The 25,124-nt window shown below is 73.5% G+C and carries 20 protein-coding genes and 1 pseudogene; 7 read left to right on the top strand and 14 right to left on the bottom strand.

Annotation, left to right across the window (positions count from 1 at the left end; genetic code table 11):
* Positions 1-4: 4 nt before the first annotated feature.
* The 6 genes from QFZ71_RS01610 to QFZ71_RS01585 all read right to left on the bottom strand — a co-directional run bounded on the left by QFZ71_RS01610 (position 5) and on the right by QFZ71_RS01585 (position 9,581).
* Positions 5-730, bottom strand: coding sequence for a methyltransferase domain-containing protein (locus QFZ71_RS01610; RefSeq protein WP_307666446.1), 726 nt, complete (start codon positions 728-730; stop codon positions 5-7).
* A complete protein-coding gene (locus QFZ71_RS01605) occupies positions 727-2,055 on the bottom strand; it encodes a condensation protein (protein WP_307666445.1) in 1,329 nt (442 codons plus the stop codon). The genes QFZ71_RS01610 and QFZ71_RS01605 overlap by 4 nt, the downstream gene beginning before the upstream one ends.
* Positions 2,055-6,470, bottom strand: coding sequence for an alpha-(1->3)-arabinofuranosyltransferase family protein (locus tag QFZ71_RS01600; RefSeq protein WP_307666444.1), 4,416 nt, complete (start codon positions 6,468-6,470; stop codon positions 2,055-2,057). Before QFZ71_RS01600 ends, QFZ71_RS01605 begins: the two co-directional genes overlap by 1 nt.
* Positions 6,467-7,186 (bottom strand): class I SAM-dependent methyltransferase, encoded by a 720-nt coding sequence (locus QFZ71_RS01595; RefSeq protein ID WP_307666443.1) that lies wholly within the window; start codon positions 7,184-7,186, stop codon positions 6,467-6,469. Before QFZ71_RS01595 ends, QFZ71_RS01600 begins: the two co-directional genes overlap by 4 nt.
* Entirely contained in the window at positions 7,183-8,376 is a 1,194-nt protein-coding gene (locus tag QFZ71_RS01590; RefSeq protein ID WP_307666442.1) for a glycosyltransferase family 4 protein, read from the bottom strand. The genes QFZ71_RS01595 and QFZ71_RS01590 overlap by 4 nt, the downstream gene beginning before the upstream one ends.
* A 221-nt stretch (positions 8,377-8,597) precedes the next feature.
* Entirely contained in the window at positions 8,598-9,581 is a 984-nt protein-coding gene (locus QFZ71_RS01585) for a DUF3068 domain-containing protein (RefSeq protein WP_307666441.1), read from the bottom strand.
* A gap of 183 nt (positions 9,582-9,764) precedes the next feature.
* Here QFZ71_RS01585 and QFZ71_RS01580 point away from each other — a divergent pair, with 183 nt between their 5' ends.
* Positions 9,765-9,917 carry a hypothetical protein gene (locus QFZ71_RS01580; protein ID WP_307666440.1) on the top strand — a complete coding sequence of 51 codons (153 nt, stop codon included), beginning with the start codon at positions 9,765-9,767 and terminating at the stop codon, positions 9,915-9,917.
* Complete coding sequence (locus tag QFZ71_RS01575) at positions 9,914-11,119, top strand: helix-turn-helix domain-containing protein (RefSeq protein ID WP_307666439.1); 1,206 nt, start codon at positions 9,914-9,916, stop codon at positions 11,117-11,119. The genes QFZ71_RS01580 and QFZ71_RS01575 overlap by 4 nt, the downstream gene beginning before the upstream one ends.
* 146 nt (positions 11,120-11,265) lie before the next feature.
* Here QFZ71_RS01575 and QFZ71_RS01570 read toward each other — a convergent pair whose 3' ends face one another.
* The 3 genes from QFZ71_RS01570 to QFZ71_RS01560 are packed head-to-tail and all read right to left on the bottom strand — an operon-like array spanning position 11,266 to position 14,836.
* Complete coding sequence (locus QFZ71_RS01570; RefSeq protein ID WP_307666438.1) at positions 11,266-12,051, bottom strand: 3-oxoacyl-ACP reductase; 786 nt, start codon at positions 12,049-12,051, stop codon at positions 11,266-11,268.
* A 5-nt stretch (positions 12,052-12,056) separates the two neighbouring features.
* On the bottom strand, positions 12,057-13,439 hold the full coding sequence (locus tag QFZ71_RS01565) for an aldehyde dehydrogenase (RefSeq protein ID WP_307666437.1): 1,383 nt from the start codon (positions 13,437-13,439) through the stop codon (positions 12,057-12,059).
* Positions 13,440-13,471: 32 nt separating this feature from the next.
* Entirely contained in the window at positions 13,472-14,836 is a 1,365-nt protein-coding gene (locus tag QFZ71_RS01560) for a glutamine synthetase family protein (protein WP_307666436.1), read from the bottom strand.
* 126 nt (positions 14,837-14,962) lie between these two features.
* Here QFZ71_RS01560 and QFZ71_RS01555 point away from each other — a divergent pair, with 126 nt between their 5' ends.
* The 3 genes from QFZ71_RS01555 to QFZ71_RS01545 all read left to right on the top strand — a co-directional run bounded on the left by QFZ71_RS01555 (position 14,963) and on the right by QFZ71_RS01545 (position 18,164).
* Positions 14,963-15,739: a FadR/GntR family transcriptional regulator gene (locus QFZ71_RS01555; protein WP_373465178.1), complete on the top strand. Its 777-nt coding sequence runs from the start codon at positions 14,963-14,965 to the stop codon at positions 15,737-15,739.
* A 152-nt stretch (positions 15,740-15,891) separates the two neighbouring features.
* On the top strand, positions 15,892-17,361 hold the full coding sequence (gene eat, locus QFZ71_RS01550; RefSeq protein ID WP_307666435.1) for an ethanolamine permease: 1,470 nt from the start codon (positions 15,892-15,894) through the stop codon (positions 17,359-17,361).
* Positions 17,362-17,414: 53 nt separating this feature from the next.
* Positions 17,415-18,164: a gamma-glutamyl-gamma-aminobutyrate hydrolase family protein gene (locus QFZ71_RS01545; protein ID WP_307666434.1), complete on the top strand. Its 750-nt coding sequence runs from the start codon at positions 17,415-17,417 to the stop codon at positions 18,162-18,164.
* A gap of 83 nt (positions 18,165-18,247) precedes the next feature.
* Here the strand turns inward: QFZ71_RS01545 and QFZ71_RS01540 are convergent, their stop codons facing one another.
* Both QFZ71_RS01540 and QFZ71_RS01535 read right to left on the bottom strand, forming a co-directional pair.
* Positions 18,248-18,829 (bottom strand): TerD family protein, encoded by a 582-nt coding sequence (locus QFZ71_RS01540; RefSeq protein WP_307666433.1) that lies wholly within the window; start codon positions 18,827-18,829, stop codon positions 18,248-18,250.
* A gap of 64 nt (positions 18,830-18,893) precedes the next feature.
* A complete protein-coding gene (locus QFZ71_RS01535) occupies positions 18,894-19,469 on the bottom strand; it encodes a TerD family protein (protein ID WP_307666432.1) in 576 nt (191 codons plus the stop codon).
* A gap of 273 nt (positions 19,470-19,742) precedes the next feature.
* On the opposite strand from QFZ71_RS01535, the gene QFZ71_RS01530 reads away from it, so the two are divergent.
* On the top strand, positions 19,743-20,174 hold the full coding sequence (locus QFZ71_RS01530) for a BlaI/MecI/CopY family transcriptional regulator (RefSeq protein WP_307666431.1): 432 nt from the start codon (positions 19,743-19,745) through the stop codon (positions 20,172-20,174).
* Between the two features lie 2 nt (positions 20,175-20,176).
* A complete protein-coding gene (locus QFZ71_RS01525; protein WP_307666430.1) occupies positions 20,177-21,112 on the top strand; it encodes a M56 family metallopeptidase in 936 nt (311 codons plus the stop codon).
* A 105-nt stretch (positions 21,113-21,217) separates the two neighbouring features.
* Here the strand turns inward: QFZ71_RS01525 and QFZ71_RS01520 are convergent.
* The 3 genes and pseudogenes from QFZ71_RS01520 to QFZ71_RS01510 form a co-directional block, all read right to left on the bottom strand.
* A pseudogene (locus QFZ71_RS01520) lies at positions 21,218-22,573 on the bottom strand (geranylgeranyl reductase family protein).
* A gap of 331 nt (positions 22,574-22,904) precedes the next feature.
* Positions 22,905-24,062 carry a serine/threonine-protein kinase gene (locus QFZ71_RS01515; protein WP_307666429.1) on the bottom strand — a complete coding sequence of 386 codons (1,158 nt, stop codon included), beginning with the start codon at positions 24,060-24,062 and terminating at the stop codon, positions 22,905-22,907.
* A gap of 320 nt (positions 24,063-24,382) precedes the next feature.
* A complete protein-coding gene (locus QFZ71_RS01510) occupies positions 24,383-25,081 on the bottom strand; it encodes an HAD family phosphatase (RefSeq protein WP_307666428.1) in 699 nt (232 codons plus the stop codon).
* Between the last annotated feature and the right edge of the window lie 43 nt (positions 25,082-25,124).

The raw sequence follows: 25,124 nt of genomic DNA, 5'->3' as shown, positions 1-25,124 counted from the left end.
GCGGCTACCTCCGCCGCGCGTGGGCCAGCAGGATGGAGGCCGTGCCCGGCACCGCGCACGCCGCCCGGTCCAGCAGCCTCAGCGGACGCGGCACCCCGTGGAAGGGGGCGCCCTTGATCGTCACGTCGGTGAAACCGGACGCCTTCAGGAACGAGCGCAGCGCACGGGCCGTGTACAGCCGCAGATGCCCGACCACCTCCGAACCGGGGCGGCCGTGGATCCCGCGCAGACTGACCTCCGAGAACACCGGCTGCACCCCGGCGAGCAGCAGCCCCCGGTTGTACCAGGCCGCCAGGTTCGGGGTGGACAGCATCAGATGGCCACCCGGCCGCAGGACCCGCCGCAGCTCGTCCAGCGCCTGGTCCGGGTCGACCAGATGCTCCAGGATCTCGCTGAACAGCACCGCGTCCGCGCAACCGCCGGCCAGCGGCAGCCCGCCGTGCTCCAGCTCGCCACGTACCACCGCGCCCATCCGGGGCCGGGCCCGGCGCAGCGCGTCCTGCGACCAGTCGACCCCGATCAGCCGGTGTCCGGCGAGGATCGGGGCCGCCGTGGCCGCCGCCGTACCGTCGCCGCACCCGATGTCCAGGATCACCTGCCCCGGCGTACCCAGCGCCTCGGCCAGCAGCCGGGCCTGCCGCAGGGTGCGCCCGTCGCCCGAGGCGACGGGGACGGACGGGTTCTCGTAGAAGTCCCGCAGTCCGGGCGGGGGAGTGGTGGTGTCGGTCATGCGGTCTCCGAGGACGTCGAGGCCAGGTGCCGGGTGAACAGCTCGCGCAACCGCACGCCGTCCTCGTCCCCCAGCAGGGTGCGCGACCAGCGCAGCGCCAGATGCAGCCGCCCGCCGGTGGACGCGGTGGTGAAGGTCAGCCCGCGGGGCATCCGGGCGGGCGCGGAGAACCACACGGCCGTGGCCCGCCCCGCCTCCCCGAAGTCCAGCGGGTACGGGAGCCGGCCGATGTTGCTCAGCAGCGTCGTCGAGGTCCATGGCCCCGCCAGCACCCGCAGCCCGCGGGTGGCGGCGGCACGGGCGGCCACCGGCAGCACCGGCGTGGTCAGCAGGGAGGCGGAACGCCCCAGCGGGGGCCGCCGGACCGCCTTGAGTGCCCGCGTGCGCTCCGCGGTCGTCCGCAGCAGGGCGGTGACGTCCGTGCCGGGCAGCAGCTCGGCCGCGCCGAAGCCGACCTCCACCAGCCGCGTGCCGTTCCCGATCGGCATCTCGGGCCCGCGGGGCCGGTCGTCGACCGGCATGGTGATCCGCAGCGGCCGGCGGTCGGCCCCCGGCGCGCCCTGCGTCCGGTTCCAGTCGGCCACGGTCAGCGCGGTCGCCACCATCAGCTGGTCGTTCACCGTGTACGGCGCCCCGGACTCCCGCCGGGGCACCGGGAGTTCGGCGAGCAGCAGGGAGTTGCCCGCCGCCGCTCCGGGGCCCGGCGAACCCGCCGCGATCCGGGCGGGACGCGCCAGCGGCGCCGCCGGGGACTCCCCGGCGGGCGGCTCGGACGCCGGGCGTGCCGGGGCGGGCACGGCCGGGGCGCGGTGCGCGCCGTAGACCTCGGCGGTCGTCGCCGCCAGCCGCATGCACGCCGGGCCGTCGAGAGCGGTGTGGTGGAGGGCGAACACCAGCACGCAGCCGTCCCTCCCCGGCTCGCGGACCACCTCCAGCCGCAGCGGCGGTGACACCGTCAGCGGCGGGGCCACCTCCAGCGCCCGCCTCCGCGCCCGGTCCAGCGCACCGGGCGCGGACGGCGGGAAGGAGACCGGTTCCACGTCGGCGCTGCCGGTCAGCTCCCACTCGTAGCGCCGGGCGAAGGGACCGCGGGGCCGCTCCCGCATCAGCGCCCGCGGATGCCGGGCGAGCGCCTCGGCGAACGCCGCCCGTAGCCGCGCCCCGTCCACCGGGCCCGGCAGATGGATCTCGATGTGCACCGTGTTCGGCTCGGAGTCCCGGGCGCAGTGCCGGGCCACCTCGTCGACGACCGGGAACGGTACCCGGTCCGGCGCCCCGGGCCGGGGCGCGCCGCCCCGGGCCCGAGGGTGTTGCGTGGTCGCCATCAGGCGCTCCCTCCGGGACGGTGCGGCGGCCGCTCGCCGCCGGACTGCTGCGCCGGCGCGTCACCGGCGTGTCCGCCGCCCGGCCTCGACGCGTTCCCGGCGTCCGTCGTGGACCCGTATCCGTGCCCGCCGCCCGGAGCGGGCGGCGGGGTGCCCTGCGGACGCTTCGGGTCGGTGGAGACCGTCCGTCCGGAGGCAGCCGCCTGTGCCGGAACCGTGGGGGCATCCTCGCCCGTCGCGGCGGGCGAGGCCACCCCCCGGCCCCCGGCGGCCCGCTTGCCGAGCGGTCCACGCCCGGCCGTGACCAGGGCGGCGAACAGGCCGACCAGCGCCAGGAGTTGGGCCGTCGCACTGAACGCGCCCTCGTCCGCCGCCGTGGTCTCCCCGGTTCCCACCGCCGCGACCACACCCGCGGCGGCCATCGCCGCGAACGCGACCGGCGCGAGCAGCTTCGGCCGGAGATGGGCGAGTACGGCGAGGACCGGCACCGCCAGGGCGAGGGGTCCCGCGATCACGACGCCCACCAGGGTGAGCGCCACCGTGCCGAGGACCAGGCCGGGACCCGGCGGGACGGGCTGTTCCTCGGCCGGGTGCGGATCGGCTCCCCGCCGCCGCCCGAGGGCGAGCCCCGCCAGCACCAGGAGCAGCGCCCCCGCACCGATCAGACCCACCTGGTAGATCCGGGCCGGCTCGTACTCCAGAGTGACCGTGCCGCCCTCGCCCTCCGGGACCAGGAACGCCTGCTGCCAGCCGTCGATCCGCAGCGGCGTCAGCTCCTCGCCGTCCAGCGTGGCCTTCCAGCCCTTGTTGTGGTTCTCGTGGATCTGGAGATAGGACGCCTCGCCCGCGCCGACGGAGATCGTGCGCCGGTCGCCGTCGCCCTGCTCGACCTCCACCGACCGGGACGTGCCCGCCCCGGCCTCGGACGTGCCGTTGCCCAGCGTGACGTCGGTGATGACGAGCGGACCCGCGTCCCCGGCCTCGACGGTGGTGGACGAGGCGGCCAGCTCCACCGTGCCGTCCTTCGTGCACGGCGTCACCTCGATGGGACGGCGCTGCGTCAGATCCCGCACCCGCCCCTCGGCGCGGGTCTCCAGGAACGTACCGCCGACCGAGAGCACCGGGCCCTTGCCGCAGGCCAGGGTGAAGGTCTTCTCCGGCTTCGGCTGCGGCGTGCGGTACTCCTCCAGGGCCGGGATGTAGACCTCGCTGAGACCGACCGGCAACTGCAACCGGTCGTCGGCCACCGGGTTGTGGACGGTCAGCGGAGCCTGCCGGGAGATCGTGATGTCCAGCCGGTCGGTCTTGATCGGGGAGAAGCGGGCCATGCCGTTCTCGTCCACGGCGGCCACCGCCGTGCCGTCCGGGGAGGTGATCTGCACCTGCTCGGGACGGGTGGACAGACCGCCGGCCGCGGCGAAGACGATCTCCCCGACCTCCTTCTTCTCCGGCCAGGAAAGATGCAGTACGGGGCGTTCGCCCGCGATCCAGGCCGTGGTCAGGTCGCCGTCGGTCAGGTTGCGCGGACTGAGGTTGGTGCCCAGCCGCGCCGTGGAGTCGGCGCTCACCTCGATCCGCTCCCGCTCGCCCGTCAGCTCGAACAGCAGCTTGTCCAGGGCGTCGCCGGGCACCGGGACCGCGCTCGCGGACACCTGGTACGCGCCCGGCTCCCGCGGGGTGAACTGCCGGTGCAGGCCGACCTCGGCCGCCACCGACGACAGCCCGCCCGGGTCGCTTCCCCGACGCAGCGAGTAGACGGTGGAGTCGGCGCCCTCACGCGGTGCGTCGGACGGCAGCTCCAGCATCCGGGTCACCTGGACCCCGGGGATCGTGATGTCGGTGAACCCGGCGCCGGTCAGACCGGGACGCCCCTGCTGGGACTCCAGGATCGTCACCTTCAGCCACGACGCCTGCCCGGCGGGCGCGGCCACCGTCTGCGCCGAACCGTCGGTCCGCAGCGGGCTGTCCTTGGAGCCCCGCTCGGTCTCGACCCGGACGACGGTCGGCGCGGCCCGCACGCTGCCGCTCGGCAGCGGCGTCACCTGGAGCGAGCCGGGGATGTCCGTGGGCCCGGTGAAGTCGATCCGCACCCACTCGTTCTCGGGCGAGCCGGGAGACCCTTCGGCCCACCCGGTCTCCGGGTTCCCGTCGAAGGCGTTGACCGGGTCGTACTGCGGCAGGTGGAACAGCCAGTTCCCCACTGAGGAGGCGCTGACCTTCTTCGCACCCCGCAGCACGGCGGTCGTCTGGTGCTCCGTACCGGTCGACGGCAGGATCTGCCGGGGCTCGCGGTCCGGGTCCTGCGCCGCGTCCACGGCGTTGCGCTCGTCGGCGGTGTACGTGTACGAGGTGTTCGAGTTGACCAGCCCGAACCGGGTGTCGGCGCGCCGCAGCCCGTCGCCCGCCGCGTACAGCGACGGCCGCTCCAGACCGGGGTGCGCGTCACCGGCCAGCACGGCCGGCCGGCCCTGCAGTGCCCCGCTCGCCGACAGCGGGAGCAGGGACTCGGGCCCGCCGCTCACGACGGCCGTCGAGGCCACCGGGGCCGTGCCCGCGCGGCCGGGACGCTCCGTCCCGGCGGGCGGCTCGTAGATCTCCACGGCCCGCTGCCGGGGGTAGAGCCCCTCGACCTGCACGGGGGTGTCCGCCGCGATCCGGCCGCCGGTCATCACGGGGCCGAAGCCGGTGACGCGCCGGTACCCGGACGCCTCCAGCGTGCGCTTCACCGTGGTCGTCGGCACGTACCCCAACTGGTCGGGGTCCAGGTCGTTGCGGACCACCACATGGTGCAGCCCTGCCCGGTTCAGGAACGCGCTCAGACCGGGGACCTCGCCGCCGGTCGTCAGGGCCTGCTCGACCGCGTCCATCGCGCGCCGGTTGCCCGGCGTGCCGAACGGCACGTAATCCCGCTGACCCCACGGCGAGTTCGCCAGGACGTCGAGCGGCTGGTCGATGGGGGAGCCCCAGGTGTAGATGCCGTGCGCGGTCGCGGGGACCACCAGGGCACGGTCCTCGGGCGCGTTCTTCTCCAGCCACTCCCCGGTGGTCTCCCAGTACGTGGGCAGCTTCTGGAACGAACCCGGCTGCAGGATCGAGCCGTTGACGTACGGCCAGGCCAGACCCGGCAGCACGATCACGGCGGCGACCACCGGAGCCAGCCGGCGGAACCGCGCCGCGTTCCGCCCGCCGCGCGCCGCGGCGGCGACGGAGGCCACCGCCGTCAGATGCGCGAGGCCCAGGGCCAGGGCGAGCGCCAGACCCGTCTGGAACTTGTAGATGTTGCGGAACGGCACCAGCCAGCCGTCCAGCCAGTCCTGCACGGTCCCGTGGAACAGCCCGCCCAGCGCACCGCCGTACCCGGCGAGCGTGATCAGCGCGACGCTCAGCACGGTCAGCACCAGCCAGCGGCGCTCGGGCAGATCACGCCGGGCCAGCCCCGCCAGGCCCAGGGCGGCCGCGAGCGCCGAGCCCAGGATGGTGACGGTCGCGGTGGCGACGGTCCAGCCGGCGGGCAGCCATGCCTCGCCGAAGTTCAGGTAGCCGACCCAGTTGCCGCCGCCGCGCAGCATCTCCGTCGCCGACATGGTCGACGTGGTGGTGTAGGAGGATTCCACGTACGGCATGAAGTTCTCACCGAACGTCCCGAGCAGCAGCAGCGGAACGATCCACCAGGCGGTTGCGAGGATCACGCCCGGAGTCCACCAGGCCAGCAGCGCGCGCTTGCGCGGACCGCCCGGCCGGGACAGCAGGTACAGTCCCACCGGCAGCAGCGAGGCCAGCGTCGAGGCCGCGTTGACGCCGCCCATCAGCGGGATCAGCAGCGCGGAGCGGGCCGCCGCCACCCGCGGCGTCAGCCGCTGGTCGGTCAGCGGCAGCAGCACCCACGGCAGCAACGCACCCGGCAGGGCCGCCGCCGAGGTCGAGCCCACGACGATCGTGTACGTCGGCCACAGCGCGTACGCCACCGCGCCCAGCAGGCGGGTCGCCGGAGCGCCGACGCGCAGCCGCTCCGCCAGCCGGAGCGCACCCCAGAACGCCGTCGCCACGATCAGCGACAGCCACAGCCGCTCCGCGAGCCACACCGGTACGTGCAGCAGGTCGGCGGCCCCGTAGTACGGCAGCATCGGGATGGCGTAGCCCACGTACTGGTCGGCGATCCCGCCGAACCCGGCGCGGCTGTGCCACAGCTCGCCCAGGTCGCCCAGGAAGCGCCAGGGGTCCACGACGACGCCGAGCTTGGTGTCGAACGTCATCCGTCCCGGCGACACCGCGAGGAACGCCGCGAACACGGCGGCCCAGAAGCCCAGCAGCCACCGACGGGAACGGGGCGGGGGCGGGCCATCGGCGGAGCCGGGCGGCACGGGATCCGCGCCGTCCGGGGCCGTGGACCGGGGTGGGAGGACAGCGCTGGTCATGAACACCGCCGGAGAATGAGGAGGAGGTTCCAGGTGGCGAACTCCCGGAGGACGGGGATCCGCGGCACGAGCTGGGGAAGGACGGGCCAGTAGCGCGACCGTGCGGAGACCACGGCCACGTCGGAGCGGCTCCGGACATGGCTCAGGGTCTCGCCGACGCCGATCTTGAAGAGGTTCTCGCCGAGCCGGTGTTTGGCGGGCTTCCCGGTGCGCCGCTCGTAGCGGCTCCGGGCGCGGTCGGCGCCGAGGTAGTGCCAGGGCGCCCACTCATGGCCGCCCCACGGGGAGAGCCAGTTGGTGTACGAGACGTAGATGAGGCCGCCGGGGCGGGTCACCCGCGCCATCTCGCTGAGGAAGGTGTGCGGATCGGCGACGTGCTCCAGCACGTTGGAGGAGAAGCAGACGTCGGCCGCGCCGTCGGCGAGCGGCAGCAGATAGCCGTCGGCGACGACGGTGTCCGCGCGCTGCCCGGGGCCGATCTCCGCCGGATCCGGTTCGAAGAGGTAGCTGTGCGCGCCGCGCCGCCGGAATTCGCGGGTGAAGTAGCCGTCGCCGCCGCCGATGTCCACGACGACCTTGTCCCGGAGCGGGCCGTGCCGTTCGACCTGGTCGGCCGCGTCGCGGGCCAGCAGGGTGTACGCGGTGGCGGGGTCGCCCTGTTCGCGCAGGAAGGCGCGGAACAGGGCGGCCGACCGCCGGAACGAAGGGTCTTTCACGCGCTCGCGCCCATCGCCGGGGCCTTCGGGCCGCCCGCCGCACCGGCCGGCACACCGCCGGTGGCCTCGGCGGCCACCGCGGCGAACCGGCGCACGCTGGAGGTCCACCGGTAGTCGGCGGCGCGTTCGCGGGCCGCTTTCCCCATCGCCTCGCGCCGCTCGTCGTCCAGCGCCAGCGCGCACCAGGCGGCAGCGAAGGAGGACGCGCCGCGGGCGAGGATGCCGGTGACGCCGTCCTCGACGGAGTCACGCAGCCCCGGCACGTCGAATCCCAGGGTCGGGGTGGAGCGGGCGGCGGCCTCCGTGACGACGAGCCCCCAGCCCTCGACGGCCGCCGGGTGCAGCAGCATCCACGAGGCGCAGAGCAGCCGGTGCTTCTCGGCCTCGGTCACATGCCCGGCGAACTCCACTCCAGGACCGGCGAGTTGTTCCAGCCGGGCACGCTCGGGGCCGTCGCCGACGATGACGAGCCGGCCGCCGGTGACCGGCCGGACCCGCTCCCAGAGCTGGAGCAGCAGATCGATGCGCTTGTAGTCGACGAGCCGGCCCAGCGCGACGAACAGCGGAGTGGGGGAGCGGTCGCCCTGCGGGCTGGGCTCCTGGACCCCGTTGTGCACCACCCTGATCCGGCTGTCGGGTACGCCGAGTTCACGCAGGGCGCCCGCCGTGGACGGGGAGACCGCGATCATCAGATGGTCGCGGTAGGCGCGGGACAGCGCCCAGTGTTCGAGCTTGCGCCCGGCACGGGCCACCGGCGTCGGGAAGCGCATGTCCCACAGGTCGGTGTGCACATGGTTGACCAGGCACACCGTCGGTCCGCGGTGCCACAGCGGGGCCAGGTACGGCATGCCGTTGCAGACCTCGACGAGCAGGTCGCACGAGCCGACCTGCCGGGCGAACGCGGACCGCGCGCCGACGTAGTGCCCCAGCGTGGAGCCCGCCGAGACGACCCGGTAGGGCCGGCGGGAGGCCTGGCCGCCGCAGAGCAGCGTGACGTCGTGACCCTGCTCGGTGAGACCGAGGGCCAGTTGGTCGACCAGCAGCTCGGAGCCGCCGGCGGCGGGGTTGCCCAGGTCGCGGTGGGCGAGGAAGACGATCCGTCGGGGGGCCCCGGCGATCCGGGAGGACGCCGGGCCCTGACCCGGACGTGCGGCGGCGTCGAGCAAGGGGGGAGGTACGTGCTGGGGCATGGGCGCTCCAACTCGGCTCGGGGTACGGGGAAGCGGCCCGCGAGGGGCGGGGGCCGCGCGGAAGGCGGGAGGGGGTGAGGCTGAGGGTGAGGACGGGACGGGAACGGAAGAAGGTGTACGAGGGACAGGACGAGACCGGGGGCCGTGCTCTGGTGGGGATAGACAGTTTTCGGCACGGGTACGCCCCCGGCTACTCACCGGTGCAACAACTTGCCGGTGACTCAGGTGTGCGGAATCGTCATCATGTGAGTATTCGGCGCTTCCGGTTCCGTCCGGCGGCCCCGGACGAGGAGGACGACGCCCGCCAGGGCGAGCACCCCGCCCAGTCCCGCCGCCCCGGCCGGCGCGGTCGTGCCGAGCATCGCCAGCCGGTCGCTGTCCGCCGAGGCCAGCTCGACCTGCTTGCGCTGGGTCTCCTCGGTGAACTCCACCCGCTTGCTCTCCAGCAGCACGACGGCGTCCTTCTTGGAGCCCGGAGCCCGCAGCGTCTTCCTCGGGCCGATCGCCGCGTTCATGATGCGGCCGGTCCGCCGGTCCACGACCAGCTCGATGCCGCTGTTGGAGTACCACTCCTCGGCCATCACCTGGGGCGTCTTCTTCCGGCCCACGAGGACCCCCGGCACCTGGCGCACCCCGGTCCTGGCGGGCTCCACCTTGCCCTTGAAGAGGTAGCCGGAGTAGCCCTGGACCTCCCGCTCGCCGGCGTACGCGAGGCGCACCACCCCGCCGAGCGTCCCGTCCCACCAGCGGTAGGAGCGCTTCTCGACGTCGAAGGGGAACTTGAGGTACGCCTCCCCGTCGAATGTCGGCGACTCCTCGCAGCAGTGGACCGGTTCGTTGGTCGAGCGGTCGGTCACCCAGCGCTCCAGCGTCCACTGGAGGGCGTCACGGGGGTCCGAGGCGGGCAGGGTGCCGTCGTGGTCGACCGAGGTGGAGACGTCCCACACGGCGTTGCCGCTCTTCTCGCTGTCGGCCACGTCGCCCCGCACCTGCCGGGTGATCGTGATCGTTCTGCCCTCGACCGTCTCCACCTCGGAGGTGTCGAAGTAGCTGCCCGTCCCGGTGAAGACGGTGGTGGTGTCGATGTCGATGGGGGTGCGCTTGGCGTGCGGCTGGACGTACCAGACGAGCAGTGGCGCCAGTACGAGCAGGAAGACTCCCGCCCCCAGCAGGACAAGCGACAGGGGTGAAGCTTTGTGGCGCATCCGGGCACTCCTGGGTCGAATCTCTTCGCGGAGGTGCACGGGCCCCGGGCCGGTCAGCCCTTGATTGGCGTGAACAGTAAGCAAGGCCTTGACGGAATGTCAATGTGCTGCCGACACTGTGTCCAGCCGGAGGGGCCTGGCTGAAGGGGTGGGGATCGTCTCCAGCAAGGAGCTGACCCGACCATGCGCAGAATCGTCGCCGCCACTGTCACCGTCCTGGTGTCCGCCACGCTCGCCGTGGGTGCGGCGGTCGGTGTCGTGGCACTGCTCGACGCCACGCCCGACCAGCCCAATACGCCTCTGATCAGCTATGACACCACGCCGGCGGCTCCGTGACCCGCCCGGCCTGGCAGGACGTCCCCCGGTCCAAACTCGACCGCTTCGAGGAGATCGCCCGATCCGAGGCGCCGGAGCTCGCCCAGACGATCCTCTTCCAGATCCGCCAGGAATACCCCTATCTGCACCTGGTCGAGGACGAGTCCGGGGAGCCGCTGGCCCTCGTCGGCATCCGCCGTGCCATCGAAGGCTTCGTCCACAACCTCACCGGCGGCGTCCACCCCCGGGTCCCGCCGGAGATGTTCCAGGAGTTCGGCCGGGGCGAGGGCCTGGAGGGCCGCAGCCTCGACGCGCTCCAGGCCATCTACCGCCTCGGGGTCCGGCTCACCTGGCGCAGGCTCGCGGAGATCGGCCAGCAGGTCGACATCCCCGCGCCCGCCATGTACGAACTGGCCGAATCGGGATTCCAGTATCTGGACGGACTCGTGGAACAGTCGGTACGGGGCTACGCCGAGGCGGCCGCCCGGCGCGCCAGTGAACGGCTCCGCCTTCAGCGCCAGCTGATCGAGCTCCTCCTGATGGAACACCGGGGCGACGTCTCCATGACCCTGGCCGAGCGGGCCGCCCACATCGGCTGGGAGCTGCCGGAGACGATCGCCGTGGGTGTGCTGATGCGCCCGGCGCGCGAGGCCGTGGCCCCGGCGGTGGGGCAGGGCATCCTGCTGGAGATGGAGAGCGAGCAGCCGCGCGTGGTCATCCCGAATCCGGAGACGGCGGGGCGCGCGGAGATCCTGCGGCGCGCGACGGCCGGCTGGTCCGGGGCGATCGGCCCGTCGGTCCCGCTGGCGGCAGCGGCGACCTCGCTGCGCTGGGCGGAGACCACCGTCCAGCTGATCAAGAAGGGCCTGCTCCCGCAGGGCGAGGTGCTGCACTGCACCGAGCGGACGGAGGAGCTGCTCCTGCTGCCCGCCCAGGAGCTGATCGACGCTGCGGCCCGGCGCTGCCTCGCCCCGCTGGACGGGCTCAGCGCCACCCAGTCGCGGCGGCTGGCCGAGACCCTGCTCGCCTGGATCGAGACCCCCGGCGGCGCCCCCGAGGTGGCCGCCCGGCTGGGGGTCCACCCGCAGACGGCCCGCTACCGGCTGCGGCAGATCCGTGAGCTGTGGGGCGAGGCCATCGACGAACCGGACCAGCGCTTCGAGATGCTGATGGTGCTCCGCGCCCTGCGTCTGCGGGGCGATCTCGCACCGGGCCAGGACTGAGCACCGGGCCGGGACCGAACACCGGGCCGAGCGCCGGGCGCCGGTACGGCATCGCGGCACCCGGCACCGGGCCGCGATGCCGCACCCCGAGCCCGTCCCCGGTCCGAAGCGCACCGGCTCCGGTCCGGGGCGGCCGGGACGCGGGGTCAGACCGGGGTGACGTACGCCCCGGCGATCCCGCCGTCGACCAGGAAGTCCGTGGCGTTCACGAACGAGGAGTCGTCGCTCGCCAGGAACGCGACGGCGGCGGCGATCTCGTCGGGCTCGGCGAACCGGCCGACCGGAATGTGGACCAGCCGCCGCGCGGCCCGCTCCGGGTCCTTGGCGAACAGCTCCTGGAGCAGCGGGGTGTTGACCGGTCCGGGGCACAGCGCGTTGACCCGGATCCCGTCGCGCGCGAACTGGACGCCCAGCTCGCGCGACATGGCCAGCACCCCGCCCTTGGACGCGGTGTAGGAGATCTGGGAGGTGGCCGCCCCCATCCGGGCCACGAACGAGGCCGTGTTGATGATCGCCCCCTTGCCCTGCGCGCGCATGTAGGGGATGGCCGCCTTGCAGCAGAGGTAGACGGAGGTGAGGTTGACCTCCTGCACCCGCTTCCACGCCTCCAGACCGGTCTCCAGGATGGAGTCGTCCTCGGGCGGCGAGATACCCGCGTTGTTGAACGCGATGTCGACCGAGCCGTACGTGTCGTGGGCGGCCCCGAAGAGGGCCTCCACCTGTTCGGCGTCGGTGACATCGGTACGGACGAAGAGTCCGGCGGCCTCCTCGGCGGCGGCCTTGCCCCGCTCCTCGTCCACATCGGCGCAGACGACGTGCGCGCCCTCGGCGGCGAGCCGCCGCACGGTGGCCAGGCCGATGCCGCTGCCGGCCCCGGTGACGACGGCGGTGCGGCCGACCAGGCGGCGGCAGACGGAAGAAGTGTCGGTCATGGTGCTCAGGCCTCCGTGCTGATGAAGACGTTCTTGGTTTCGGTGAAGGCGGCCAGGGCGTCCGGGCCGAGCTCGCGGCCCAGCCCCGACTGCTTGTAGCCGCCGAACGGGGTCGTGTAGCGCACGCTGGAGTGCGAGTTGACGGAGAGGTTGCCCGCCCGCAGCCCTTGGCTCACACGCAGCGCGCGGCCCACGTCGCGGGTCCAGACCGAGCCGGAGAGCCCGTAGTCGGTGGCGTCGGCGAGGCGCAGCGCGTCCGCCTCGTCCTCGAACGGCAGGACCACCGCGACCGGCCCGAAGACCTCCTCCACGGCCACCGGTGCGTCGGGCGAGACACCGGCGAGCACGGTCGGCGGATACCAGAACCCGGACCCCTCGGGGGCCGTGCCGAGCATCGCCCGTACCCCGTCGGCCTGCCGGTCCCTGTCGACGAGCCCGCGCACCCTCTCCCGCTGGGCCGCCGAGATCAGCGGTCCCATCTGCGTCTTCTCATCGGCCGGGTCGCCCACCACCACGGCGGACAGGGCCGGGGCGAGCAGGTCGAGGAACCGGTCGTACACGGACCGCTCGACCAGGATGCGGGTGCGGGCGCAGCAGTCCTGACCGGCGTTGTCCAGGAAGGACATCGGGGCGGCCGCCGCGGCGGCTTCGACGTCGGCGTCGGCGAAGACGATGTTGGGGCTCTTGCCGCCCAGCTCCAGGGTGAGCCGCTTCACGTGCTCGGCGCAGCGGGTCATGATGTGCTTCCCGGTCCGGGTGGAGCCGGTGAACACGATCTTCGTGACGCCGGGGTGCTCGACCAGAGCGCCGCCGGCCACCGGCCCCTCGCCGGGCAGCACCTGGAACAGACCCTCGGGAAGACCGGCGGCCAGGGCGAGTTCGGCCAGCCGGAGCGCGGTCAGCGGGGTCGTCTCGGCGGGCTTGAGGAGGACGGCGTTGCCGGCCGCGAGCGCCGGGGCGAGCCCCCAGGCGGCGATCGGCATCGGGAAGTTCCACGGGGCGATCACCCCGACGACGCCCAGCGGCTCCAGGATCGTGAAGTCGATGCCACCCGCCACCGGGATCTGCCGGCCCAGCAGCCGTTCGGCCCCGCCCGCGCTGTAGTCGAGGAGATCGCGCACGTTGCCCGCCTCCCAGCGGGCGTTGCCGATGGTGTGGCCGGCCTCGCGGACCTCCAACCGGGCCAGTTCCTCGAGGTGTTCGTCGACGACGACGGCGAAGCGGCGCAGCAGGCGGGCCCGGTCGGCGGGCGCGGCGGCGGCCCAGGAGCGCTGTGCGGCCGCCGCTCGGGCGACGGCGGCGTCCACGTCGGCGGCGGTGGCGGCCGGGACGGTGGCGATGACCTCGGCGGTCGCCGGGTTCAGGACGTCCAGGGTGGGTGGTGACACGTACGGACCCCGATCAGGGAAGCGGTTGGTGGTCAGAGGCGTTCGAAGGAGCGGCGCAGCTCCCAGTCGGTCACCGCGGAGTCGTAGGCGGCCAGCTCGACCCGCGCCATGTTCAGGTAGTGCGCGACGACCTCCTCGCCGAACGCCTCCTTGGCGATGGGACTGGCCTCCCACAGCTCGGCGGCCTCGCGCAGGGTCGTCGGCACCCGGTCGTAGCCGGCGGTGTACGCGTTGCCCGTGCAGGCATCGGGCAGCTCCAACCGCTGCTCGACCCCGTGCAGTCCGGCCGCGACCAGGCCGGCGACGGCCAGGTGCGGGTTGACGTCGCCGCCGGGCAGCCGGTTCTCCAGGCGCATCGAGGGCCCGTGGCCGACGACCCGCAGGGCGCAGGTGCGGTTGTCGACGCCCCAGGCGACGGCGGTCGGGGCGAAGGAGCCCGGCTGGAAGCGTTTGTAGGAGTTGATGTTCGGGGCGTAGAGGAGGGAGAAGTCGCGCAGGGCGGCCAGCTGACCGGCCAGGAAGTGCCGCATCAGCCCGGACATGCCGTCGGGCCCGTGGCCCGCCATCAGGTTCTCGCCGTCCTCGTCGGTGAGCGAGAGGTGGATGTGGCAGGAGTTGCCCTCGCGCTCGTCGTACTTGGCCATGAAGGTCAGCGAGACGCCCTCCTGGGCCGCGATCTCCTTGGCGCCCGTCTTGTAGACGGCGTGCTGGTCGCAGGTGGTGAGCGCCTCGTCGTAGCGGAAGACGATCTCGTGCTGGCCCGGATTGCACTCGCCCTTGGCCGATTCGACGGTCAGCCCGGCCTCCTGCATCTCGTTGCGGATGCGGCGGAGCAGCGGCTCGATGCGGCCGGTGCCGAGGATCGAGTAGTCGATGTTGTACTGGTTCGCCGGGGTCAGCCCGCGGTAGTCGCGGTCCCATGCCTCCTCGTAACTGTCCCGGAAGACGATGAACTCCAGCTCGGTGCCCACCTGCGCCGTCCAGCCGCGCTCGGTGAGCCGGTCGAGCTGACGGCGCAGGATCTGGCGCGGGGCCGCCACGACCGGGCTGCCGTCGTGCCAGGCGAGATCCGCGATCAGCAGCGCCGTGCCCTCGTGCCAGGGGACGGGACGCAGGGTCGCGGGGTCGGGAACCATGCCGAAGTCGCCGTAGCCGTTCTCCCACGAGGACATCGCGTAGCCGTCGACGGTCCGCATCTCGGTGTCCACGGCCAGCAGGTAGTTGCACCCCTCGGACCCGTGCTCCAGTACCTCGTCGAGGAAGAAGCCGGCGGCGAACCGCTTGCCCTGCAACCGGCCCTGCATGTCCGGGAAGGCCAGCACCACGGTGTCCAGCGAACCGTCCGCGACCCGTGAGCGCAGCTCGTCGAGGGCGAGCGGGGGTGTGCGGTCTGCCACGGGAGCCTCCTTGGGGGAACCGGGAGGCATAAGGTATGACAGAGAACCATTGCTTGGGAAGGGGATCCGCCCGTGGTCACGAGGGGGAGAGCGGACGACACCCGTCCGGTGGCATCGGCGCCGGTGGTGGAGGAGGAGCGGCAGGCGGGCGGCGCCGAGGAGGGCGGTGCGGAGACGGGTACGGGCGATGTCGCGCCCGGACCCCTGGAGTCCGTGCTGCGGCCCGTCCGTGCGGGCAACGGCTTCGAGGAGGCGCTGGAGCAGGTGCTCCAGCTCCTGCGCCTCGGCCTCGTGCCGGCCGGCGAACGGCTGCCCTCCGAACGCGAGTTGTCCCAGCAGCTGCGGATCAGCAGGGTCACCCTGCGCGAGGTTCTCAAGGTCCTCCAGGACCAGCGCATGGTCGAGAGCCGCCGTGGCCGCTACGGAGGCACGTTCGTCCTGCCGCGCACCGCCGCCCCCGACGGCACCGGGGAACTGCGCCGCCGCATCGCCGCCGTCGACGTGGAGGACACCCTGCGCTTCCGCGAGGTGCTGGAGGCCGGGGCGGCCGGCCTCTGTGCCGAGGGGCTGACCGGGGACGAGGAGGCCCGCTTGCGCGGAGCGCTCGACGCCACGAGGGGCGCCCGGCTGGAGGACTACCGCCGCCAGGACACCCTGCTCCACCTCACGCTCGCCGAACTCTCCGGCTCCCGCACACTCGCCGCGCGGTACGCCGCCGTCCGGGCCACCCTCAACGAACTCCTCGACTGCATCCCGCTGCTGGTACGCAACCTGGAGCACTCCCAGCAGCAGCATGCGGCCGTCGTGGAGGCGGTGCTCGACCGGGACCCGGACGCGGCGCGCGAGATGATGCGCGAACACTGCGGCGGTACGGCGGCCCTGCTGCGCGGCTTCCTCTCCTGAGCCCGTCCCGACGGCACCCGACGAGGCGCCCCCGCAACCACTCTTCGGCGCACGCCCCTTGCCATTCCCGCCGCTGTTCCACAAAGGTGTGCCGACGAACCTTTGATCGAAGCAGTTCCGACGATGCCGTTGACACACATCTGGAGCGCCTCATGGCTCAGGGAACCGAACAACCCGCCGGCCCACCCGGTGACGCGACCTCGGGGATGTCCGGCACGGACGCGTATCTGCACCGCCGGACCCTGCGCCGGGGCAGCGCCGGCTGGCTCCTGCTGACCGGGCTCGGCGTCGCCTACGTCGTCTCCGGCGACTTCTCCGGCTGGAACATCGGCCTGTCCAAGGGCGGCTTCGGCGGGCTCGCCGCGGCCACGGTCCTGATGGGTGTCATGTACGCCTGCCTGGTCTTCGCACTGGCCGAACTCTCCGCCATCCTGCCCACGGCGGGCGGCGGCTACGGCTTCGCCCGGCGGGCGCTCGGCACCTGGGGCGGCTTCCTGACGGGGACGGCGATCCTCATCGAGTACATCCTCGCCCCCGCCGCCATCTCGATCTTCATCGGCGAGTACGTCGAATCGCTCGGGCTGTTCGGGCTCACCTCCGGCTGGCCGGTCTACCTCGCCTGCTTCGCGGTCTTCATCGGCATCCACCTCTGGGGCGTCGGCGAGGCGCTCCGCTTCAGCCTGGTGGTGACCGCCATCGCGGTGGCAGCGCTGCTCGTCTTCGCCGCCGGAGCGTTCACCGAGTTCGACGCGGGCCGCCTCGACGACATCCCGGCGGACGCCACCGCCTTCGGCTCCTCCTCCTGGCTGCCGTTCGGACTGCTCGGGATCTGGGCCGCCTTCCCCTTCGGCATGTGGTTCTTCCTCGGGGTGGAGGGCGTGCCGCTCGCCGCCGAGGAGGCCAAGGACCCGGTCCGCTCGCTGCCGAAGGCGCTGGCCATCTCGCTCGCCGTGCTGGTCCTCCTGGCCCTCATCACCTTCGTCTCCGCCACCGGTGCCCAGGGCGCCGACGCCATCAAGGAGGCCGGGAACCCGCTCGTGGTGGCGTTGCAGGGCGACGGCGAGCCGACCGCCCTGAGCCGCTTCGTGAACTACGCGGGCCTCGCCGGTCTGGTGGCGTCCTTCTTCTCCCTGATCTTCGCCGGCTCACGGCAGCTGTTCGCCCTCTCACGGGCCGGCTACCTGCCCCGCTTCCTGTCGCTGACCAACCGCCGCAAGTCCCCCTACCTCGGCCTGCTGATCCCCGGCGCCCTCGGGTTCACGCTCGCCGCCTGGAGCGGCGACGGCGGCCGGATGCTGAACGTCGCCGTCCTCGGCGCCACCATCAGCTACGCCCTCATGGCGCTCTCCCACCTGGTGCTGCGCCGCCGTGAACCGGAGCTGCCGCGCCCCTACCGCACCCCCGGCGGCGCGGTGACCTCGTCCGTGGCCTTCGTCCTGGCCTGCTCGGCGCTGGTGGCGACCTTCCTGGTGGACCGCGACGCGGCGTTCATCGCGCTCGGCGTGTACGCGGTGGCGCTGGCCTACTTCGCCTTCTACAGTCGCCACCGGCTGGTCGCGGGAGCCCCGGAGGAGGAGTTCACCGCCCTCGCGGCGGCCGAGGCCGAACTCGCCCGCGACTGACCGCGCCCCCCGCCCTCCACGTCCCGACCGCGATCCACCGAGGAGCCCGTTCCATGGCCCGGCCCGTCATCGGCATCAGCACCTACCAGGACCAGGCCCGCTGGGGGGTGTGGGAGATGCCGGCGGTGCTGCTGCCCGCCGGCTATCCCCGCCTGGTCCGAGCGGCGGGCGGGCTCGCGGTCCTGCTGCCTCCCGACGACGCCGAGGACGCGGCCCGCGACACCGTCGCCACCCTGGACGGACTGGTGATCGCCGGGGGAGCGGACGTCGAACCGGCACGGTACGGGGCGGTCGCCGACCCCCGTACCGGCCCCCCGGCCCGCGAACGCGACGCCTGGGAACTGGCGTTGATCCGGGCGGCGGTCGAGCAGGAGGTCCCCCTGCTCGGCATCTGCCGGGGCATGCAGCTGCTGAACGTCGCCCTCGGCGGCACCCTCGTGCAGCACCTGGAGGACCACACCGGCGGCCTCGGCGTCTTCGGCAGCCACCCGGTGACCCCGGTCCCCGGCACCGCCTACGCCGACGCCGTACCGGAGACCGCCATGGTGCCCGCCTACCACCACCAGGCGGTCGACCGCCTCGGCAGCGGTCTGGTGGCCTGCGCCCACGCGCCGGACGGCACGGTGGAGGCCGTGGAACTCCCCGGATGCGGGAGCCTGGTGCTCGGCGTGCAGTGGCACCCGGAGATGGGCGAGGACACCCGCGTCATGGCCGCCCTGGTGCGGGCCGCCGGGGAGCGGTCCCACCGGAGCCCTCGGACCCCGGAGCGGCGGGACCGCTCCCCACGGACGCCGGTGGGCTGAACCGGGGCCGCGTCGGTCGCCCGGATCCGCCGCGGGGGTGCGCACGTCACGCCCGCACCCCCGCGGTGGAGCCGTGGGGGTCTCTAGAGGTGCTGCGCGATCGCGGGCATGAGGTCCTGGAAGGTCCGGCCGTCCGCGGGTGCGCCGATCGCGGCCATCTGCCAGCCCGAGCCGGTCCGCTGGACCTTGGCCATGATCCGGGCCGTGTGCCGCCCGCCGCCGGTCAGGGTGTACCGGGCCAGCTCCTGGCCGTTGGTCTCGTCGACCAGCCGGCAGAAGGCGGCCTCGACCTCCTCGAAGGTCTGACCGGTGAACGAGTTCACCGTGAAGACGATCTGGTCCACATGGGCCGGTACGCGCCGCAGATCGACGACAACGGATTCGTCGTCCCCGCCCTCGCCCACCCCGCCCACCCGGTTGTCCCCGGTGTGCCGGACCGAGCCGTCGTCGCTGACCAGGTGCTGGAAGAAGACCACGTCCTGCGGGTCCCGCCCGGCGAAGAGCACCGCCGAGGCGTCCAGGTCGATCTCGCGGGCGGTCAGCCGCGCCAGAAACCCTTTACGGGGAGCGGACTTCCAGCCGAGCCCCATGCGCACGACGTCGAGTTCGCCGCCGCCGGACTTGGTGAGGCTGACCTGCTGGCCTTTGGTGAGATTGATCGTCATCGTTCCGCCTTCGGTGGCTGGGTGGCTGGGGTGGCACGCGGCTTGCGGGTGGGGGCCCGGCGGCTCAGAGGTCGACGCCGAAATCGGCGACGATGCCGCTCAGCCCGGATGCGTAACCCTGCCCGACCGCACGGAACTTCCACTCCGCGGCGTGCCGGTACAGCTCGCCGAAGACCATCGCCGTCTCGGTCGAGGCGTCCTCGCTGAGGTCGTACCGGGCGATCTCCGCGCCGCCCGCCTGGTTCACCACGCGGATGTACGCGTTGCGCACCTGGCCGAAGCTCTGGCCCCGCCCCTCCGCCTCGTGGATCGAGACCGGGAACACGATCTTCGCCACGTCCGCGGGCACCGAGGCCAGGTCGACCTTGATCGTCTCGTCGTCGCCGTCGCCCTCACCGGTGAGGTTGTCGCCGGTGTGCTCGACCGAACCGTCGGGGCTCCTGAGGTTGTTGTAGAAGACGAAGTGCTGGTCGGAGCGGACCTTGCCCGCCTCGTCGCAGAGCAGCGCGCTCGCGTCCAGGTCGTAGGCGCTGCCGGTGGTGGTGCGGACGTCCCAGCCGAGCCCGACGAGGACCGCGGTCAGTCCCGGCGCCTCCTTGCTCAGCGAGACGTTCCCGCCCTTGGCGAGGCTCACGCCCATGATCTTCTCCCTTGTCCGGTGGCGGGTGTTCACACGACGGCGGCCATGCCGCGGGTGAGGCGCGGACGCGTCGCGGCGCCGGGGAACATCTACAGCACTGTAGATGTGCCGGAGGTGAGAGGCGGGGGAGCCATGCGACCGAGAAGAAGTTCCGGCGGCAGGGGTCTCCGCGTCGGCCGGTGGCTCCTGGCTCCCGCCGCTGGATACGATTCCCCGATACCCGGTCGGCGCGATGCCGTGGCCGGGCGGCCGAACGGAGAAAGGGGCCGAGCCGTGGACGCCGATGGAGTCGGTGGCGAGAGCGGGACGCCTGCCCGCAGGCGCGGCCAGGGCGAGCTGGAGGCCCGCGTGCTGTCGGTGCTGGGCGGGGCGAGCGAACCGGTGACCGCCGCCTGGGTGCTGGAACGGCTCGACGCCGACCTGTCGTACAGCACCGTGATCACCATCCTGACGCGCCTGCACGCCAAACAGGCGGTCTCCCGCACCGGCCGGGGCCGCCCCGTCCTCTGGGAGCCGGTGGCGAACGAGGCGGGGCTCGCCGCCCTGCGGATGCGCCGCCTCCTCGACAAGCAGAGCGACCGCGACGCGGTGCTCTCCAGTTTCGTCTCCGTCCTCTCCTCCCACGACGAGGAACTGCTGCGGTCCTTGCTCGCCGAGAGCGGACCCGGCACCCCCGGTACGCCCCCGGACCGGCCGGAGCGCTGACGATGGGCGTCTTCGTCTACCTGCCGCTCGTGCTGCCCCTGACCGCGCTGCCGATCGCACGCCTGGCGGAGCAGCATCTGCTCCCCCGCAGGGCCGCCCGGCTGCTGACCACCGTCGCCGCGATCCTCGCCGCCTGCAGCCTGGTCTGCCTCGGGCTGCTGGTGGTCGTGGGCACGGCCCAGCTGCCCGGCAACCCGCTGCCCGACGGCTGGTCCGACAAGGAGGTACGCGATGCCGTACCGCACGACGCGTTCGCGGGGAAGGCGTCCATCCTCGCGCTCGTCGCCGTCGCCGTCGCCTGCGCGTTCACGGTCCACCGCCACTACCGCTTCCGGGCGCGGGCCCACCGGGCGCTCGCGGGTCTGCGGTGCGACGACGACGTCGCCGTCCTGCCCGACGACGTCCCCTACGCCTACGCCCTCCCCGGTTCTCCGGGGCGGGTGGTGGTCTCCACGGCCATGCTCGCCTCCCTCGAACCGGCGGAGCGCCGGGCGTTGTTCGCCCACGAGCGGACCCACCTGGCGGGACGCCACCACCGGCTGCTGCTGGCCGCCCGGCTGGCCGGCTGTGTCAACCCCCTGCTGCGGCCGCTGCTCGCCGCCCTCGTGTACAGCACGGAACGGTGGGCGGACGAAGAGGCGGCCCGGATCACCGGTGACCGCCGGCTGACCGCCCGCGCGGTCGGCAAGGCGGCACTCGTCGCCCGTCCGGCGCCCGGCGGCCCGGCCTTCGCCTCCTTCGCCGCCGCCGGGCCGGTACCGCGCCGGGTGGCGGCCCTCCTGGGGCCGGTGCCGCCGGACCGGGGCTGGCCCCCGGCCCTCACCCGTGCCGGCGTGGCCGCGTTCGTCGCCGCCGCCGGGACGACCGTCTCCGCGCTGTCCGGGCTGAACGCGGCCGTCGCGCTGTTCCTCGTCCTGGAGGCGGCGACACCGTTGTAGCCCGAAGCGGAGAGGCCGCGGAGCCGCCGTTCGTGAGGCCCGGGACACCGCCGGCCGCGGTCCACGTACGCCGACAGGACGCCGTCCCACCTGCCTCTGGAGCCGTCAGCGCTTCCCCGGCCGGCTTCGGCGCAGGCCCGTCCGGGGCGACGGGACGAGGCGGAACGCCGTGTTGAGCACGTGGTCGGCCACATCGCGCGAGGGCTTGTCCGTGAGGTCGGTGAGCAGCCGGGCCAGCAGGTCGAGGAGGAACGGCGAGCCCATGACGTACCGGTTGAGCACCGGCTGGAAGCCCGCGCGGCTGACGATCAGGTCCGCGGCGGTGTTGCCCAGCCGGTAATAGCGGCCCCAGCGGCGGTTCATCTCCACCGGATAGCCGCCCAGCACCTGTTCGCGGCGCGGACCCCGCGGGTGGGCCAGCGCGAGGGCCGCGCTCTCCGCGGCGGCCTCCCCCGCCTCCATCGCCTGGGCGATGCCCTCGCCGTTCCAGGGGCTGACCATTCCGCCGGAATCACCGACCAGGAGGAGCCCGCGGGAGTACAGCGGATGCCGGTTGAAGCCGAGCGGCAGGGCCGCGCTGCGCACCGGGCCTTCCGCGTTCTCCTCGCGCAGCCCCCACTCCTCCGGGGTCCGTGCCAGCCACTGGTCCAGGGTCGCGCGCAGATCCGCCTTGCCGTGCCGCCGGTGGGGCAGCGCCCCGAGCCCGACGTTGACCCGGCCGTCGCCCATCGGGAAGATCCAGCCGTATCCGGGGAGGTACGGGCCGCCGTCAGGGAAGCGGAGGTCGGCCCACAGCTCCAGGTACTCCTCCCGCGAGCGTTCGGGGCTGCGGTAGTAGCGCCGGGCGGCGGTCGCGATCTGCCGCGCGGGGTCCCGCTCCAGACCCAGCGCCAGGGCGAGGCGGGCGGACGCCCCGTCCGCCGCGATCACGATCGGCGCGCGGAAGTCGACCGCTCCGGGGACGGCGGGGGAGTCGAAGGTCGCGGCGACCCCCGTGACCCGCCCCGCCCGGTCGGTCAGCGGCCGTTCCGCCTTCCAGCCGCTGTACAGCCGGGCCCCCGCCGCCACCGCGTGCCGGGCCAGGATGTCGTCGAAGTCGTGCCGGCTGCGGGAGAGCCCGAAGTCGGGCTAGCGGCCCAGCGCGGGCCACTCGATGTGCACCCGGTGCTTCCCGGCCACCCAGCGCATCCCGCGCGAACGCGTCCACCCCGGCGCGGAGACGTCGACCCCCATCCGGATCAACTGGTGCACCGCGCGCGGGGTGAGTCCGTCGCCGCACACCTTCTCCCGAGGGAAGCGGGCCTTCTCCAGGAGGGCGACGTCCACTCCGGCACGTGCCAGGTGGTACGCGGCCGAGGAGCCGGCCGGTCCGGCTCCCACCACGATCACGCGGGCGTCCACTCCCGTACGGGGAACCTCCCGCGCGTCCGCCGCCGTCGGGTCCGTTGGCAGTTCCCGCATGACAAGCCTTTCGTCCGACGGCTGTTGCTCCTGCGGGGCGGAGAGCCCCCGCCGACATCATCGATCAGTACGTGCCGGGGTGGTACAGGGCCTCCGGAAACCTCGAGCGAACGAGTGAACCGGCCCCACGCGGACGTCTTCGTCGCCCTCACAAGGGGCCGCCGCGAGGTCCGGGCGCCGGAGAACCGCGCTCCGGACAACTTCCTTACCTGGAACGGGCGGACCGCTTCGGGCACGGTCCGGAAGCTGTACGCCCGGTCGATCCGCCCGGAGCTCCACGGCCGCCGGTGACGACCGGCGGTGACCGCGGACGGGGAGGGGCGGGCGGTGCTCAGTCGCCTTGCGCGTCCTCGCTGTCGCCGCCGTCCCCGCCGCTCCCGCTCCCGCCGACGCCCTGCGAGGGGCCCGAGGACGGAACCTGGTCCGGCGTACCGGCGGAACTGGAGTCCGGGGAGAACAGGATCATCCCCAGATACACGGCGGCCAGGAACGTCGCCGTCCCCGCGATCGCGCTGGCCACCCGCGGCCGCCGCCGTATCGCCTCGCGGGTGCTGCGACGGCGGGCCGGGGCCGATCGGGCCGGGGCCTGCCGCCTGCGGCCCGTGGGTCCCGGAAGCCGGTACGTCGTCGGGCCGGCCGGCGCGGACGGACCGGCGGGGGCGGGCTTCGGCGCCACGGGGGCGGTGGCCCGGTGGGACGTGCGCGTCGGCATCGGCAGGGGTTCCGGACGGCCGCGCCAGGCGTCGGTGCGGAACCAGTCGGAGACCTCCTGCGCGGTGGGCCGCTCCTCGGGCCGTTTCGCCAGCAGCCCGAGGAGATACGCGTCGAAGGCGGCGGAGATGTCGACACCGCGCTGCCGCAGCGGGACCGGTGGGGTGTCGACATGCTGATACAGCGTCGCGGTCGCCGTGTCGGAGCGGAACGGCGGTTCCCCGAGCAGCAGTTGATAGATGACGCAGCCCAGCGAGTACATGTCGGACGCGGAGTCGGCGGTACGCCCCAGCGCGCGCTCCGGAGCCAGGTAGAGGCTCGTGCCGACGATGTGCCCCGCCGTCGTCAGCGCGGTGGAGGGGTCGTCGACGAACTGGGCGATCCCGAAGTCGCCGATCTTCACCGAACCGTCCGCGTCCAGCATCAGGTTGCCCGGTTTGATGTCGCGGTGGACGATGCCCTGGCGGTGCGCGGCGGCCAGCCCGGCGGCGGCCTGCCCGGCGATCAGGGCGACCTGCTCGGGGTGGACCCGCTCCTGGCCGGCCAGCAGGTCTCCGAGGCTCTGCCCCTCGACCAACTCCATCACCAGGAAGAACCGGTCCTCCCACGCCCCGAAGTCGAACACGGCCACCAGATGCGGGTGGCTCAACCGGGCGGCGGTCTGCGCCTCCAGCCGGAAGCGGGCGGTCGACGAGGCGTCCGCCTGGTCGCCCAGCAGCAGCTTCACGGCCACGGCGCGCCCCAGGACCTCGTCCGTGGCGCGCCACACCTCACCCATGCCGCCTCGACCGATGGGGGATACCAATCGGTACCGACCAGCTACCAGCACCTGTACACCTATCTCGAATGGCGGCCCGCTCCGGCTGTCGGCCTCCGGGGTCTCCTGTCTCCGGTCACGTCCTGAACCGGTGAGACGAACGACATGATCAGGATATCTGTCCGGCGGGACCCGCACGCCCCGACGGCCCTTTCCACGCGCCGGGTTGACGGGCCGGCACACCGGCCGGCCGCCCGGACCTCCGTACTCCCGCCCGGCGCGGCTGACGGGCCTTTCGGACCGTCCCGATCGCCGCGGACCCCGCCGGGTCCGGTCCGGGTTCAGCCGAACAGCCCGCGGCAGGCGGCCTCGGCCGTGAACGCCGACTGTCCGCCCGCGAACAGCAGCTCGGCGCTCCGGAACGCGGGGTCGGACGCGGTCCCCGGCACATAGGGCACGGCGAAGCACCGCATCCCCGCGGCGTGCGCGGCCTCCGCTCCCGGCGGCGCGTCCTCCAGCACCACGCACTCCGCCGGCTCCGCCCCCATCCGCCGGGCCGTCTCCAGGAACACGTCCGGCTCCGGTTTGCCGCGGGCCACCTCCTCGGCGGAGACGTACAGCGGGATGTACGCGTCGAGGCCGGTGACCGCGAGCACCGCCCCGATCGCCGTCCGGGACGAACCGGAGGCCACGGCCATCGGCACTCCGGCGGCGTGCAGGCGCTCGACGCACTCCCGCATCTGCGGGAAGACCTCCGTCGAGGCCCCGGCGAGCTCCAGGTACAGGGCGTTCTTCCCGGCGAGCAGCTCCTCGACCGGGGCGTCGATGCCGTACTCCGCGCGCAGGGCGGTCAGCGTCTCCCGCGTGCCGATGCCGATGAACCGGGTGTGCTCCTCCCAGCCGAAGTCCCGCACCCCGTACCGGGCGAGCAGCCTGCGCCCCGCCTCGTAGTAGTTGGGCTCGCTGTCCACCAGGGTTCCGTCGAGATCGAAGATCACGTGGGGGAGGGGCGCGGCCGGGGGTCCGGGGAGGGGCGTCATGGCCCCAGCATGCCGCAGCCGGTCCGGCGGGCCCGGTCAAGGC

The sequence above is a fragment of the Streptomyces sp. V2I9 genome (genome assembly GCF_030817475.1).
GTDB lineage: Bacteria > Actinomycetota > Actinomycetes > Streptomycetales > Streptomycetaceae > Streptomyces.
This window is presented reverse-complemented; position numbering and strand designations above follow the sequence as displayed.